15 protein-coding genes are annotated in these 13,986 nt (G+C 63.2%); 4 read left to right on the top strand and 11 right to left on the bottom strand.

What is annotated here, in order from left to right; genetic code table 11:
* The first annotated feature begins 28 nt into the window (after positions 1-28).
* Positions 29-349, top strand: a complete 321-nt coding sequence (gene trxA, locus HNQ36_RS10440) for a thioredoxin (protein WP_046828281.1) — start codon at positions 29-31, stop codon at positions 347-349.
* Between the two features lie 976 nt (positions 350-1,325).
* Here trxA and HNQ36_RS10435 read toward each other — a convergent pair.
* From HNQ36_RS10435 to sppA, 8 genes are all read right to left on the bottom strand, one after another.
* On the bottom strand, positions 1,326-2,570 hold the full coding sequence (locus HNQ36_RS10435) for a bifunctional folylpolyglutamate synthase/dihydrofolate synthase (protein ID WP_246395370.1): 1,245 nt from the start codon (positions 2,568-2,570) through the stop codon (positions 1,326-1,328).
* Between the two features lie 110 nt (positions 2,571-2,680).
* Positions 2,681-3,595 (bottom strand): acetyl-CoA carboxylase, carboxyltransferase subunit beta, encoded by a 915-nt coding sequence (gene accD / locus HNQ36_RS10430; RefSeq protein WP_184084483.1) that lies wholly within the window; start codon positions 3,593-3,595, stop codon positions 2,681-2,683.
* Between the two features lie 238 nt (positions 3,596-3,833).
* Complete coding sequence (gene trpA, locus HNQ36_RS10425) at positions 3,834-4,670, bottom strand: tryptophan synthase subunit alpha (RefSeq protein ID WP_184084480.1); 837 nt, start codon at positions 4,668-4,670, stop codon at positions 3,834-3,836.
* Positions 4,667-5,884 carry a tryptophan synthase subunit beta gene (gene trpB, locus HNQ36_RS10420; protein WP_184084477.1) on the bottom strand — a complete coding sequence of 406 codons (1,218 nt, stop codon included), beginning with the start codon at positions 5,882-5,884 and terminating at the stop codon, positions 4,667-4,669. The genes trpA and trpB overlap by 4 nt, the downstream gene beginning before the upstream one ends.
* A 123-nt stretch (positions 5,885-6,007) precedes the next feature.
* Positions 6,008-6,682: a phosphoribosylanthranilate isomerase gene (locus HNQ36_RS10415; RefSeq protein WP_184084474.1), complete on the bottom strand. Its 675-nt coding sequence runs from the start codon at positions 6,680-6,682 to the stop codon at positions 6,008-6,010.
* A gap of 74 nt (positions 6,683-6,756) precedes the next feature.
* A complete protein-coding gene (locus HNQ36_RS10410) occupies positions 6,757-7,158 on the bottom strand; it encodes a LapA family protein (protein ID WP_184084470.1) in 402 nt (133 codons plus the stop codon).
* Positions 7,159-7,241: 83 nt separating this feature from the next.
* The gene (locus HNQ36_RS10405) at positions 7,242-7,550 is read right to left on the bottom strand and encodes an integration host factor subunit beta (protein WP_046828273.1); all 309 of its coding nucleotides are present in this window, start codon (positions 7,548-7,550) and stop codon (positions 7,242-7,244) included.
* Between the two features lie 171 nt (positions 7,551-7,721).
* Positions 7,722-8,702 (bottom strand): signal peptide peptidase SppA, encoded by a 981-nt coding sequence (sppA, locus tag HNQ36_RS10400; protein WP_184084467.1) that lies wholly within the window; start codon positions 8,700-8,702, stop codon positions 7,722-7,724.
* On the opposite strand from sppA, the gene HNQ36_RS10395 reads away from it, so the two are divergent.
* A complete protein-coding gene (locus tag HNQ36_RS10395) occupies positions 8,701-8,901 on the top strand; it encodes a hypothetical protein (RefSeq protein WP_184084464.1) in 201 nt (66 codons plus the stop codon). The genes sppA and HNQ36_RS10395 overlap by 2 nt on opposite strands.
* On the opposite strand, the gene mtaB is transcribed toward HNQ36_RS10395, so the two are convergent.
* Together mtaB and dapF are read right to left on the bottom strand one after the other, a co-directional pair.
* Complete coding sequence (gene mtaB, locus HNQ36_RS10390) at positions 8,867-10,117, bottom strand: tRNA (N(6)-L-threonylcarbamoyladenosine(37)-C(2))-methylthiotransferase MtaB (protein ID WP_184084461.1); 1,251 nt, start codon at positions 10,115-10,117, stop codon at positions 8,867-8,869. The genes HNQ36_RS10395 and mtaB overlap by 35 nt on opposite strands.
* 1 nt (position 10,118) lies before the next feature.
* Positions 10,119-10,994 (bottom strand): diaminopimelate epimerase, encoded by an 876-nt coding sequence (dapF, locus tag HNQ36_RS10385; protein ID WP_184084458.1) that lies wholly within the window; start codon positions 10,992-10,994, stop codon positions 10,119-10,121.
* Between the two features lie 178 nt (positions 10,995-11,172).
* Here dapF and HNQ36_RS10380 point away from each other — a divergent pair, with 178 nt between their 5' ends.
* Positions 11,173-11,991, top strand: coding sequence for a GyrI-like domain-containing protein (locus HNQ36_RS10380; protein ID WP_184084455.1), 819 nt, complete (start codon positions 11,173-11,175; stop codon positions 11,989-11,991).
* A 50-nt stretch (positions 11,992-12,041) separates the two neighbouring features.
* Complete coding sequence (locus HNQ36_RS10375) at positions 12,042-12,743, top strand: SIMPL domain-containing protein (protein ID WP_184084452.1); 702 nt, start codon at positions 12,042-12,044, stop codon at positions 12,741-12,743.
* Between the two features lie 149 nt (positions 12,744-12,892).
* Here the strand turns inward: HNQ36_RS10375 and HNQ36_RS10370 are convergent, their stop codons facing one another.
* Complete coding sequence (locus tag HNQ36_RS10370; RefSeq protein WP_184084449.1) at positions 12,893-13,951, bottom strand: MBL fold metallo-hydrolase; 1,059 nt, start codon at positions 13,949-13,951, stop codon at positions 12,893-12,895.
* Positions 13,952-13,986 lie beyond the last annotated feature (35 nt).

Here is a 13,986-nt window from a genome sequence, read left to right as displayed (position 1 = left end):
GCGCCTTTCATCCAATGAGGCAGATCACATGAGTGTGGGTAAGGTTTCCGACAACGATTTTGATGCGGAAGTTCTCAAGGCGGACGGCCCGGTCGTGGTCGACTTCTGGGCGGAATGGTGCGGCCCGTGCCGCATGATCGCACCCGCGCTCGACGAGATCGCCGGCGTCATGGGCGACAAGGTCAAGATCGTGAAGCTGAACGTCGACGAGAGCCCGAAGACCGCGTCGAAGTACGGCGTGATGTCGATCCCCACCCTGATGATCTTCAAGGGCGGCGAGATGGCCTCGCGTCAGGTCGGCGCGGCTCCGAAGGCCAAGCTGCAGCAGTGGATCACCGCTGCGGTCTGATCGCGCGTTCAGATGAATCTGAGAACGGCCGGCGCAAGCTGGCCGTTTTTTGTTTGGGCGTCTTGCTGAGGTCTTGCGCGATTTCTCGGGTGAGGGTTCTGCCTCTATGCGCGATCTCTCTCCACGTCGTCCCCGCGAAAGCGGGGACCCATACTCCCTGAGCCATCAATTTGGGGGAAATGCTGGAGCAATCTTCTTGCTATCATTGCACCGTTTAGTGGTTATGGGTCCCCCCTGCGCGGGGACGACGATTGTGGGTGTTGCGCGCGCGTGCGCCACTTCAACCTCTGATCCAATTTTCAAACAGCCACTTCCATTCACGCACGCAGCATCGCTCCCGCGCATCGCGCGAGGTGAGCTTTGAGGTGTGCCCCCGAAAATGAGGGGCATGGAGCGCCGCGAGGCGCAAATGTGTTGTCTCGCTTCCTTTGCGAAGGAAGCGCATCGCCTCACGGCGCTCCACTGCGGCGATTTTGGGCAAGGGGAGCGTTCTTCCGGGACAGGACGGACGCTTTCACGCCCCGATCCGGCGGCTTTCGCCGCGTTCATCCTGTCCGCGCCCAGCCACTCAAGGCAGAGCCACGTAGTTGGCCCGGTCGCTGACCCCAGCCTCCCGGACGACGTGTGTGCGAGACACGTGCGCAGGCGCCGCATCCTGTTCCGCTTCAAAGCGCCCTCGAGAAGCGCCCCTCACGAACAGGACACGCCGAACATAAGAGAGGTTCAGAGCGCGGGGATTGGTATGCCCATCACGAAATGTTGCGGACCATGCTCGCTCAATATTACCGCCGTCATTCCGGGGCGCGCGTCTTCGCGCGAACCCGGAATCCATACGTGATTGCAAAGCAGTCATGGATTCCGGGCCTGCGCCAAGAGGCGCATCCCGGAATGACAAGTGGAAATTGTTCGTGGGTTATGGGTCCCCGCTTTCGCGGGGACGACATCGAATACTTGGCGATATTGCAGCAGTTTCCAGCTACTGCGGCAGCGTTCCGTTCTCGGTCAGCACATGTCCCGCCAGATACAGCGATCCGGTGATGAGAATGCGCGGCGGCACCTCATAGGCAAGCTTCGCGACCGATCGCAGCGCCGCCTCGACGCTCGAAGCCGTCTCGACCCGCATGCCGAGCTGACGCGCGGCATCGGCCAGCACGTCCGGCGCCATGGCATTGTCCTGATCAGGAATTTTCACCGCGATGATATGCCGTGTCAGTCCGGCGAAATTCGCGAGAAATCCGCCGGCGTCCTTGTTGCCCATCATGCCCACGATCACGACCAGTGGGCGCGACACCCGCTCCTCGAGATCGCCGAGCGCTGCCGCGATCACCCGGCCGCCGTCAGGATTGTGTCCGCCGTCGAGCCAGATTTCGGAATCATGCGGAGCGGCGGCAACCAGCGTCCCCGACGTCAGCCGCTGCATCCGCGCCGGCCATTCGGCGCGCGCGATGCCTTGCTCGAACGCTGACGGCTCGAGCTTCAGGGAATCGATGGCGCGCAACGTTGCGATCGCGAGCCCGGCATTGTGAAACTGATGCCGTCCGAACAGCCGCGGCGCGGACAGATCCAGCAGACCGCGCTCGTCGGAATAGACCAGCCGTCCGTGCTCGACATTGACATGCCAGCCTTCGGTCGCCGCATGCAGCGGCGCGCGGGCGCGCCTCGCGGTCTGCTCAATCACAACAAGCGCCTCCGGCGGCTGCTCGGCAGAGATCACCGGCACGCCCTTCTTGATAATGCCGGCCTTTTCAGTCGCAATCTTTGTCAGTGTATCGCCAAGGAACTCGATGTGATCCATGCCGACGGACGTGATGACGCTGGCCAGCGGCTTGTCGATCACATTGGTGGCATCGAGCCGCCCGCCGAGACCAACCTCCAGCAGGACAACATCCGCCGGATGCTCGGCGAACAGATGAAACGCCGCGGCGGTTTCGATTTCGAAAATCGTGATCGTCTCTCCGCCATTGACGCGCTCGCAATGATCGAGCGCCGCGCGCAACTGGTCATCGGTGACCAGCACACCGCCGCCGACCTGGCCCAGACGAAAGCGTTCGTTGAACCGCACCAGATGCGGCGATGTGTAAACGTGAACCCGCAGGCCCGCCGCTTCGAGAATGGCGCGCAGGAACGCCACCGTCGATCCCTTGCCGTTGGTCCCGGCGACATGAATGACGGGCGGAATGCGCCGCTCGGGATGATCGAGACGGTCGAGAATCCGCCACATACGATCAAGCGTGAGATCGATGCGCTTGGGATGCAGCGATGCGAGGCGCGCAAGAATGTCGTCGTAGGACGGCGACGAGTTCCTGGACGGATCTTTGGCCGCGGGCGAGGTCACGCCGGAGACGCGACCGCGGGCACGTCGGGCGGCAACGGCGCGGCAGCGGCAAAGCCTTCGGTAGCCGGCGCCTTGGTCAGCAGGCGGCAGAGACGCCCCAATGTCGCACGCAGGTCGTGGCGATGGACCACCATGTCCACCATGCCGTGTTCCTTCAGGTACTCCGCGCGCTGGAAGCCTTCAGGAAGTTTTTCGCGGATGGTTTGCTCGATCACGCGCGCACCGGCGAAGCCGATCAGCGCACCCGGCTCGGCGATGTGAACATCGCCCAGCATCGCGTAGGACGCGGTGACGCCGCCGGTGGTCGGATTGGTCAGCACCACGATGTAGGGCTGGCCAATTTCGCGCAGCATCTGGATCGCCACGGTGGTGCGCGGCATCTGCATCAGCGAGAGAATGCCTTCCTGCATCCGCGCGCCGCCCGAGGCCGCGAAAATGATGAAGGGAGATTTCTTCTCGACAGCGAGTTCAAGGCCTTTCACGACGGCCTCGCCGGCCGCCATGCCGAGCGAACCGCCCATGAAATCGAAATCCTGCACGGCGACCACGACGGCGTTGCCTTCCAGCTTGCCGTAGCCGACCTTCACGGCGTCGTTCATGCCGGTCTTGGTGCGCGCATCCTTGATGCGGTCGGCATATTTGCGCTCGTCGCGAAACCTCAGCGGATCCGGGGTCACTTCCGGAAGCGCCACGTCGTACCAGGTCTCGTTATCGAAAATCGATTTCAGCCGCGCCGCCGCGCCCATGCGCATGTGGTAGTTCGAGCCGGGAATGACGAACTGGTTCTGTTCGACATCCTTGTAGAACACGAGCTGCCCCGAATCCGGACACTTGATCCAGAGATTCTCCGGCGTTTCGCGCTTGAGAATGCTGCGAATCTTCGGCCGGACAACATTGGTCAACCAGTTCATGCGTCAAACTCCGTAGTGGCGCCGCGCGATGCGCCTTTCAGCTAACCAATATGGTGCCGCTTTCCGGCGTAACCAAGGTCACCCCACCCGGCTGGTCTGCGACCAGCCACCCTCCCCATTCAGGGGAGGGATAAACGCGCGGCGCGATCGATACTCTTTCTTCTCCCTCCCCCTTGTGGGGAGGGGCGGCGCGAAGCGCCGGGGTGGGGGTTATAGACTATCTGTTCGATTGAAGAAATTATTCCGCCGCCTGTTTTGCGCCGCGCACGCCCTGCGCCAGCGCCGCCGCGAGATCGGCGACCGCAGGCACCGTTTTCGCCGTGGCGTGCCCTTCCGAATCCAGCGTCGCGCGCAGGGCATCGATCAGCGCCGAACCGACCACGGCGCCGTTCGCCGCCTGCGCGATCCCGGCTGCGGCCTCCGGTGTCCGGATGCCGAAGCCGACGCACACCGGCAACTGGGTGTGGCGCTTGATGCGCGCGACCGCTGCCGACACCTGCGCCGTATCGGCGCTGGCGGAGCCGGTGATGCCCGTGATCGAGACGTAATAGACGAAGCCCGAGGTGTTCGCGAGCACGGCGGGCAGCCGCTTGTCGTCGGTCGTCGGCGTCGCAAGGCGAATGAAGTTCAGCCCCGCCTTCATCGCCGGAATGCAAAGCTCGGTGTCTTCCTCGGGCGGAAGATCGACGATGATCAACCCGTCGACGCCAGCGGATTTCGCGTCGGCCAGAAATTTGTCGACGCCGTAAATGTAGATCGGATTGTAGTAACCCATCAGCACGATCGGCGTCGTGGCATCGTCCTTGCGGAAATCGCGCACCACACCGAGCGTCTTTTTCAGCGTCGTGCCGGCCTTCAGGGCACGCAGACCCGCGGCCTGAATCGCGGGGCCGTCGGCCATCGGATCGGTGAACGGCATGCCGATCTCGATGATGTCGGCACCCGCCTTCGGCAGCGCCTTGATGATCTCGAGCGAGGTCGCCAGATCCGGATCGCCGCACATCATGAAGGTGACGAAGGCTGCGCGGCCTTCTTTCTTCAGTTCGGCGAAACGTGTGTCGATGCGCGTGGTCACTTCTTTTTACCTTTGAGAATGTCGCCGACCTGCGGCACGTCCTTGTCGCCACGGCCCGACAGATTGACCACCATCAGATGATCCTTCGGCCGCTTCGGCGCGAGCTCCATCACCTTGGCGATGGCATGGGCAGGCTCCAGCGCGGGAATGATCCCTTCAAGCCGCGACAGCATCTGGAAAGCAGCGAGCGCTTCCTCGTCAGTGGCCGACAGATAGGTGACGCGGCCGGTTTCGTGCAGCCATGAATGCTCGGGGCCGATGCCGGGATAGTCGAGGCCTGCGGAGATCGAGTGACCTTCCTGGATCTGGCCGTCGTCATCCATCAGCAAATACGTGCGGTTGCCGTGCAGCACGCCGGGACGCCCGCCCGCGATCGACGCCGCATGAAGATTGGTGAGGCCATGCCCCGCCGCCTCGACGCCGAAAATCTCAATGCTTGGGTCGTCCAGAAACGGATGAAACAATCCCATCGCATTGGAGCCGCCGCCGATGCAGGCGACCAGCGAATCCGGCAAGCGGCCCTCGGCCTCCTGCATCTGCGTGCGCGTCTCGGTGCCGATGATCGACTGAAAATCGCGCACCATCATCGGATAGGGATGCGGACCGGCCACCGTGCCGATGCAATAAAACGTGTCGGCGACATTGGTCACCCAGTCGCGCATCGCTTCATTCATCGCATCCTTCAGCGTGCGCGCGCCGACCTGCACCGGCACGACCTTCGCGCCCAGCATTTCCATGCGGATCACATTCGGCTGCTGCCGCTCGACATCGACCGCACCCATATACACGATGCATTCAAGTCCGAAGCGCGCGCACAGCGTCGCGGTCGCGACGCCGTGCTGGCCCGCGCCGGTTTCCGCGATAATGCGCTTCTTGCCCATGCGGCGCGCGACCATGATCTGGCCGAGCACGTTGTTGACCTTGTGCGAGCCGGTGTGGTTCAGCTCTTCGCGCTTGAAGTAGATCTTCGCGCCGCCGAGATGTTCCGTGAGGCGTTCTGCGAAATACAGCGGCGACGGCCGGCCGACATAGTCCTTGAGGTAACCGTTCATTTCCTTCTGGAACGACGGATCGGCCTTGGCATCCGCATAGGCTTTTTCCAGATCGAGGATCAGCGGCATCAGCGTTTCGGCGACATAACGTCCGCCGAAAATGCCGAAGTGCCCGCGCTCGTCGGGGCCGGAGCGGAAGGAATTGGGTTTTGCGAGACTCATGATTGTCCTTCGTCATGGCCGGATTTATTCCGGCCATCCACGTCTTGCTGACCATGTTGAAAAACAGACGTGGATGCCCGGGACAAGCCCGGGCATGACGGCTGTTGAAATGTCGCGCTCTCGCTATGCATTGGAAGCGGTTCCGAGAGAAAGAGAAGCCGCCTCGCGCGCGGCGCGAATGAAGGCACGGATCATATCGGGATCTTTCACACCCGGCGCGCTTTCCACGCCCGACGACACATCGACACCGCCGGCACAGGTCACACGGATCGCCTCGGCGACGTTGTTAGCGTTGAGCCCGCCGCCCACCATGAACGGGATCGTCAATTTGATGTCTTCAAGAAGGTGCCAGTCGAACGGCACGCCGAGACCGCCGGGGCGGGTGGCGTCCTTCGGCGCGCGCGCATCGAACAGGATGCGGTCGGCCACCGCCGCATAACCGGGAAGGCCAGCCAGATCGGCGGCTGTCGCGACGGACAGCACCTTCATCACCGGCAGTCCGAATTTCTGCTTGATGTCGCGCACCCGCGCGACGCTTTCCGAGCCGTGAAGCTGCAGCAATCCCGGCTGCACGGCGTCGATGCAGTTCTCAAGCGTGGCGTCGTCGGCATCGACCGTCAACACCACCTTGATGGCGCGGCCCTTCACCAGCCGTCCGAGTTCGCGCGCGGTGCCCAACGTAACGTGGCGGGGCGAGGCCTCGAAAAACACGAAGCCCACCATGTCGGCACCAGCATCCAGCGCGACCTCGAGGGTCTCGCGCGTGGACAGGCCGCAAATTTTTACCGCAAGTGCCATGGTCTCAGGGCTGGTTCCGCCACAGGCCGGAGTTCAAAACGTCAGGCCGCAGGCTTTTGGGTGATCGGCGGGTTCTACAACGCCGCGCCGTGCTTGTCTCGCCCGATGGCCAGATATTGCGGGGCCAGACCGGGGCTCAGCGCCGGAACCTGTCCCTCACGGGCCGCCGCAGCCAGTGCCCGCTCCCGCTGGGCCGCCAGTTCGGCGCGGGCATGACGCGCATCCGCCTCATGCAGCCGGGCGGCGCGGCGCCAGTGGCGCTGGCCGAACCAGGTCGCGACACCTCCGGCGACGACCCCGAACATGGCGACGACGATGATGACAACGAACAGCGGCAGCGAAACGCCGAGCGCAGGGTCGCTGGAGTTGAACGGATCGAACGACAGCGTGACGATGTGGCGGTTCGCAACCGCGAACACGACGAACAGGATCGCGAGCGGCAGGATCACCAGGACGTTGAAAATTTTCCGGAGCATGGCGTCCTCGCGACAGATTCTCACTCAAGGCAGCGCGACGAAATGTGAGCGACCGCTCTTTGGAATCGTTACAGCCCGCCGGATCAGGTCGCCGCGGCTGGGTCCCCCGCCTCGTCGCGGTTGAGCCGCTCGCGCATTTCCTTGCCGGTCTTGAAGAACGGCACGCTCTTCTGCTCGACAGGAACATGCGCGCCAGTGCGCGGATTGCGGCCTGCGCGCGCAGGGCGGTGCTTTACCGAAAAAGCCCCGAAACCACGCAGTTCTACGCGGTCGCCGCGTGCGAGCGCTGCAACGATTTCGTCGAGAATTGCGTTCACGATGTTCTCGACATCCCGCTGATAAAGATGCGGGTTGTGCTCGGCGATGCGCTGAACGAGTTCGGATTTGATCATTGAGTATGGGGCCCGTGACGTGCGGTTAGACATTTCCTTGAAAAAGCGCTGGACTGTCAAGTCGCTAATTCAAAGCAGGACGAGGCTAAATCGCGTGACAAACGCCGGATTTCGTTGTTGGTCCCGTCACCGCAATGCGGTGAAGAACGACTGAAACCGGATTCATCACACTCAGTTTGCAGCTGATGGATGCCACAGCGCGAGCATGCCATCGAGACCGAAGCGGTCGACGGCCTGACTGACGCCGGACAGCTCAAACTGCCGCGAAAGCGCTCCCAGCCCCATCGCATCGAGAGCGACGGATGCGGTCGCCCGCAGGAAAGTCATGTCGCCGAAGCGCGGAGAGAGCTTGAAATCCTTCACCGGGACGCCCGCGCCGACTTTCTTTTGCGCGACCAGCCACGCCACAGCGGTTTTCTCGTCGCCAAGCTGATCGACCAGCTTGAGACCCACTGCCTGACGGCCTGTGAACACGCGGCCATCCGCCACGGTCTGCAACGTTGCGTCATCCATGCCGCGGCGATCCTTCACAAGCCCGCGAAACCAGGCATAGGAATCCTTCACCAGCGAATCGAGCGCGGCGCGCGCTTCGGGACTGGTGGGCTCGTAGCCGTTGGGCGCCGCCTTGAGCGGCGACGACTTCACTTCCTCGACCTTGACGCCGACGGTCTTGAGCAGATCCGTCACATTCGGAATCTGGAACAGCACACCGATCGACCCGACCAGCGAGGTTTGCTGGGCGATGATCTGGTCCGATGCCAGTGCGGCGATATATCCGCCCGACGCGGCGAGACCTTCCACCACCACGACCAGCGGCTTCTTCGCCTTGAGGCGGGTCAATGCGTCAAAGAGCTGTTCCGAACCGGCCGTCGTGCCGCCGGGTGAGTTGATGTGGACGATGACCGCCACCGCGGATGAGTTCTCCAGCCGCTCCAGCGCCTCGACACGAGTCTGATCGCTGCGGATCAAGCCGTCGATCTTCACCCGCGCGATCGCATTCGATCCGGTGACCGCGGTGCGCGCCGAAGGCGACACAAATGCCGCGATGGCAACCACCGCGGCAATGACTCCCAGTGCCGCCACCACGCGCCAGAACGTCAGCTTGCGGCGAATACGGCGGCGATCAACGATCACATCGGAATCGAGCGACATGGAATTTCTCCTCAAGCATCAGATACTTTGCAACGACCATGAAGATCGTTGCTCTGAAAAGTTATCCCGCGCTTTTGCGGGTGCAGCCTTGATGCATGGTAAACTCAATACATCAATTGCAACGCAATTTGAAGATAACAAGGCGGCTGCAACTCGCCTGATTCTTACGCAATCAGGCGCGCGCCATCGTGACCTGTGATTCTGAGCGCATGCACAGCGCCTTGTATGCCACCCGTCACCGCGACGGGAATAAAATGCTCTGTGCGTCCCTGAGTCGCGCTTTCGATCAGGACGTCGCGCGAGGTTCCGACCTCCGACGCAAGCCGCCGTCGCAGCGCGGCTTCGCCGTTTGCGCGCAGCCGCCGCGCGCGATCCTTGATCACGCGGCCATCCATCTGCGGCATCCGCGCCGCCGGCGTACCGGGACGCGGTGAATAAGGAAACACATGGAGGAATGTCAGATCGCATTCGTCCACGAGGTCCTGCGAGCGCGCGAACATCTCTTCGGTCTCAGTGGGGAAGCCCGCGATGATGTCCGCGCCGAACGCGATGTCCGGCCGCAACCGGCGCACCTGCCGGCAGAAATCGATGGCATCGGCGCGCGAGTGCCGCCGCTTCATGCGCTTGAGAATGAGATCGTCGCCGGCCTGCAGCGACAGATGCAGATGCGGCATCAACCGCTCGTCGGTTGCGATGACATCGAGCAGATCGCGGTCGGCTTCGATGGAATCGATCGACGAAATCCGCAGCCGCTTCAGGTCCGGAACGTGCTTGAGGATCTGCTTCGTCAGCGTCCCGAGTTTGGGCGCACCCGGCAAATCCGCGCCATAGCTGGTCAGATCCACGCCGGTCAGCACGATCTCGGCGTGACCCGCTTCGGTCAGCGCCCGCACCTGATCGACCACGGCGCCCATCGCAACGGAGCGCGAATTGCCGCGGCCATAGGGGATAATGCAGAAGGTACAGCGATGGTCGCAGCCGTTCTGCACCTGCACGAACACACGCGGCAGGCCGCGCTGGAATCCGGCGGCCAGATGCGGCGCCATCTCGGTGACCGCCATGATGTCAGAGACGGCGATTTTTTCTCCCGGTACCTCGAATGCGGCGCGGGTGTCGCGCCACGCGGCGCTGCGCATCTTGTCGTCGTTGCCCAGCACGCGATCGACCTCAACCATCTGCGCGAACATCTGGGTCTGGGTCTGCGCTGCACAGCCCGTAACCACAATGCGCGCATCGGGCCGATCGCGCCGGAGTTTTCGGATGGTCTGGCGGGCCTGGGCGACGGCCTCGTTGGTCACCGCGCAGGTGTTGACGACGATGGTGTCCTGAAGGCCCGCGCTTTCCGCCTCGCGCCGGATCACATCCGACTCGAATGCGTTCAGGCGGCAGCCGAAGGTGACGACATCGACGGCCATCTCAGGCGACGCGGGTAGCGAACAGCGCCGGGTCGAAACGCCCTTCGAACTCGAACGCCGCAGGACCGGTCATCAGAACGTGATCGTCCTGCGCGCGCCATTCGATGGTGAGGTCGCCGCCGGGCAGCGTCATGTGAACCGTGCGCTCGGTGCGCTTCAGCCGCGCAGCAGCCACTGCGGTCGCGCAGGCGGCCGAACCGCAGGCCCTGGTCAGACCGGCGCCGCGCTCCCATGTGCGCATGACGATGTGCTCGCGGTCCACGACATGGGCGAGCGTGATGTTGGCGCGATCCGGGAAAATCGGATGATTTTCGAGCAGCGGCCCGAAGCGTTCGAGATCGTAAGCCTGGATATCGTCGACCCAGAAGATCGCATGCGGATTGCCCATGCTGACCACCGACGGCGAATGCAGGATCGGCGCGTCGATCGGCCCAATCTGTAATTCGATGTAGCGCGTGTCGCGGAATTCCTCCGCCAGCGGAATGTCCTGCCAGCCGAACTTCGGCATGCCCATGTCGACCGTATAAAGACCGGGAGACGGTCCCGCCCAGCAGTTCAGAAGACCCGCGCGGGTCTCGAACGTCAGCGCATTCGCGCCGGTTTCCTCGAACACCTGCCGCGCGACGCAGCGCATGCCGTTGCCGCAGGCCGCGGCCTCCGAGCCGTCATTGTTGTAGATGCGGATGAAGGCGCTGGTGCCCCGGACGCGCGGCGGATGCAGCACCATCAACTGGTCATAGGGCACGCCTGCGGGCGACGCGACCGCGCGGGCCTCATCGGGGGTGACAGTCGCGGCAGAATCGCGCAGGTCGACAACAACGATCTCGTTGCCGATGCCGTTCATCTTGGCGAAGCTATGGTTGGCGAGCGTGCTCATGATCCCAGCCTATATGGCGAATGCCGGGCGACTTGGCCAGAGCATCGGTCCTGACGAAAACATGCCTCGCGATTGCCCAGTTTCCAACGCATGCCAGTCCCGAGCGGTTCGTGATAACCTGTTTCCGCTTCGCCGTCGGACAAGTTTATCCCCCCGCTGACGCCTCGGAGACCATCGAATGAGTAATACCCGTGTTGCCATCCTGGTCGCCTTGGCGCTGGTCGTCGCCGCCGCGGTCTGGACCAAAATGCCGATCGGATCGGTGACGGGGCCGGTCCAGTCGCCGCCGGCCAGTCCAACCGCTGCAGCCCCGCCGGCTCCAACGCCAGCGCCTGCCCCTTCCGCCGCGCCGGCGGCAACTGCTGACGCGCCTCCTGCCGCACCGGCGACGCCTGCTCCGTCAGCTTCAACGGCAACCCCGGCAGCGCCCGCAGCCGAAGCTCCGGCAGCCGCGCAAACCCCTGCGACCCCACCGGCCAATCAATCAACTCCTGCGGCCGAGGCCCCATCGCCCGCGCCAGCCGCACCGAATGCCTCCGATCAGTTCGGCGAGCAGCAGACCCTGACCGCGAGAAAAGTCGTGATCCTGAAAGGCAGCGCGACCTGGGACAACGCCTTCGAGACGCTGGTGGGATCGCTGAAAACGCTGTCGGGGTTTCTCGACAAGCAGGGCATCAAGCCTGCGGGCTCATCGCTGATCGTCTACACCTCGACCGACGACGCGGGCTTCACCTACCAGGCCGAAATTCCGGTCGACCAGGATCCGAAGAATCTCGCCAGGGGCATGAGCATCGGCATGTCGCCCGAAGGCCCGACGCTGAAATTCGTCCATCGCGGCTCCTACGACAACATGGACAACACCTATGAAGCGATCACCAACCACCTCGACGAGAAGAAACAGGAAGCGAAGGATACGTTCATCGAGGAATACGTCACCGATCCGCTGACGACGACGGAAGACAAGCTCGTCATCAACGTGTTCGTTCCACTCAAGTAAAACTGCCGCTCAGGTAGAACCGCTGCTCAATCAGAATCTGGAGTTTCAGAATGCGCGCCCGCACCGTCATCGCCGCGATAGCCCTTGCCGCCATGGCCTCGTCTGCGTCTGGACAAACACTGCCGCCAACGGTTTCGGTCACCGGCGAAGCCTCGATCTCCGTGCCGCCGGATCTGGCGCAGATCGACAGCGGCGTCACCACCGAGGCAAAGACCGCGCGCGAGGCCTCCGAGGCCAACAACAAGGCAATGGGCGGCGTCTTACAGGCACTGAAGAACGCCGGCATTGCCGAGAAGGACATTCAGACCTCGCGCCTGTCGCTGTCGCCGCAAAGCGCGCCGAACCGCAACGCCAACGCGCCGTTCCTGATTGTCGGCTACCGCGCGAGCAACCGCGTCACCGTCACCATTCGCGACATCACCAAAGTCGCCGACACCATCGACGTGCTGGTGGGCGCCGGCGCCAACGAGATCAGCGGCATGAGTTTCATGGTGTCGAAGGCCTCAAAGCTGCTGGACGACGCGCGCTCGGAAGCCATCGCAGACGCCAGGCGCAAGGCTGAAATCTACGCCAAGGCTGCGAACATCTCGATCGGCGCGCCGATCAGCATCTCGGAAGAAACCGCGCCGGGCCCGATGCCGTATCGCAAGATGGCGGCGGACATGGCCGCCTCCGCGCCGGTGGCGCAGGGCCAGGAAACGCTGCGCGTCTCGGTCAGCGTGTCCTACGAGATCAAGCCGAAAGCTCAGTAAACCTCGTCATTGCGAGGAGCGCTTTTGCGACGAAGCAATCCACTCAGTTGTCATGCCCGGGCTTGTCCCGGGCATCCACGTCTTTGCCACGGAAAAGTAAGACGTGGTTGGCCGGAATAAATCCGGCCATGACGAGTTAGAAGCCTGAGCTAGATCTCGAACACCTGGCCCGGCTTCAGCGCGACGAACTTGTCGCGCTGAACGCCCGCCGCATCGAGCGCCGTCGCCAGATCGTTGACCGGCGCGTCGATGGCCTCGTCGGTCAGCTGAAACGTGCCGTGATGATGCGCCAGCGCCATCTCGGCCCCGCAGTCGGCCAGCGCCTTCACGGCATCCTCGGGGTTCATGTGCATCTCGCGCATGAACCAGCGCGGCTCATAGGCCCCGATGGGCAGGATCGCCGCGCGCAGCGGACCGTGCGTTTCGCGGACACGCCGGAAATGCGCGCCGGTGCCGTAACCGGAATCGGCGACGAGGTAGAGTTTTCCGGCCGGGGTCTCCAGCACGAAGCTCGCCCACAGCGCCTTGTTGCGATCGAACAACCCGCGCGCGGTCCAGTGGCGCGTCGCCACCAGTGTGACGGCCACGCCATTGCCGATCTCAACGCGCTCGTTCCAGTCAAAGGCTTCGGCGCGGATCGCCGCGTCGTTCGACGCCATCGTCACATCGTTGCCGAGCGGTGTGATCACGCGCGGCGAAAATTTCGCAACGAGCTTTGACAGAGTCCGGACGTCGAGATGGTCGTAGTGCCCATGCGACACCAGCACCACGTCGATCGGCGGCAGCTTGTCGAAGTCGATACCCGGATCGTTGACCCGCTTCGGCCCGGCAAAGCTCACCGGCGATGCGCGCTCCGACCACACAGGATCGACCAGGATGTTGAGGCCCGCGGTCTGGATCAGCCAGCTTGCGTGACCGACATAGGAAAACCGCACCTTCTCTCCGGTGACCTGCGGCGGCGGGGTATCGGCATAGGGCGACGGCGCACGTTCCGGCCATTTTGCGGCCTGTTTGGTGATCTGCCAGCGCAGCACCTCCCAGAGCTTCTTCGGCGGCGATCCATCGGGGTCGAAAAAATATGTTCCGTCGAAATGATCGGACAACGGCCCGGCATAGGTTTTCATGCTGGAAATCCAGACAGATGGCAGGCCCACGGCGACCGCAGCGCCGGCAAGCAGACCAAAAACACGGCGGCGGGTGACGTTCATAGGGTCCAAAAGGCCCGAAACGGCCCATCGTGGCA

The sequence above is a fragment of the Afipia massiliensis genome, assembly GCF_014203115.1.
In the GTDB taxonomy this organism is placed as follows: domain Bacteria; phylum Pseudomonadota; class Alphaproteobacteria; order Rhizobiales; family Xanthobacteraceae; genus Afipia; species Afipia massiliensis.
Note: the sequence above shows the minus strand (reverse complement) of the source record. Positions and strands in the feature narration are given on the sequence as shown.

Bases quoted from the DNA above. Each gene is read 5' to 3' on its own strand.
- trxA (WP_046828281.1), top strand. From the start codon at position 29: ATGAGTGTGGGTAAGGTTTCCGACAACGATTTTGATGCGGAAGTTCTC.
- HNQ36_RS10435 (WP_246395370.1), bottom strand. From the start codon at position 2,570: ATGTGGCGGATTCTCGACCGTCTCGATCATCCCGAGCGGCGCATTCCG.
- accD (WP_184084483.1), bottom strand. From the start codon at position 3,595: ATGAACTGGTTGACCAATGTTGTCCGGCCGAAGATTCGCAGCATTCTC.
- trpB (WP_184084477.1), bottom strand. From the start codon at position 5,884: ATGAGTCTCGCAAAACCCAATTCCTTCCGCTCCGGCCCCGACGAGCGC.
- HNQ36_RS10415 (WP_184084474.1), bottom strand. From the start codon at position 6,682: ATGGCACTTGCGGTAAAAATTTGCGGCCTGTCCACGCGCGAGACCCTC.
- HNQ36_RS10410 (WP_184084470.1), bottom strand. From the start codon at position 7,158: ATGCTCCGGAAAATTTTCAACGTCCTGGTGATCCTGCCGCTCGCGATC.
- HNQ36_RS10405 (WP_046828273.1), bottom strand. From the start codon at position 7,550: ATGATCAAATCCGAACTCGTTCAGCGCATCGCCGAGCACAACCCGCAT.
- HNQ36_RS10395 (WP_184084464.1), top strand. From the start codon at position 8,701: ATGGAATTTCTCCTCAAGCATCAGATACTTTGCAACGACCATGAAGAT.
- sppA (WP_184084467.1), bottom strand. From the start codon at position 8,702: ATGTCGCTCGATTCCGATGTGATCGTTGATCGCCGCCGTATTCGCCGC.
- mtaB (WP_184084461.1), bottom strand. From the start codon at position 10,117: ATGGCCGTCGATGTCGTCACCTTCGGCTGCCGCCTGAACGCATTCGAG.
- dapF (WP_184084458.1), bottom strand. From the start codon at position 10,994: ATGAGCACGCTCGCCAACCATAGCTTCGCCAAGATGAACGGCATCGGC.
- HNQ36_RS10380 (WP_184084455.1), top strand. From the start codon at position 11,173: ATGAGTAATACCCGTGTTGCCATCCTGGTCGCCTTGGCGCTGGTCGTC.
- HNQ36_RS10375 (WP_184084452.1), top strand. From the start codon at position 12,042: ATGCGCGCCCGCACCGTCATCGCCGCGATAGCCCTTGCCGCCATGGCC.
- HNQ36_RS10370 (WP_184084449.1), bottom strand. From the start codon at position 13,951: ATGAACGTCACCCGCCGCCGTGTTTTTGGTCTGCTTGCCGGCGCTGCG.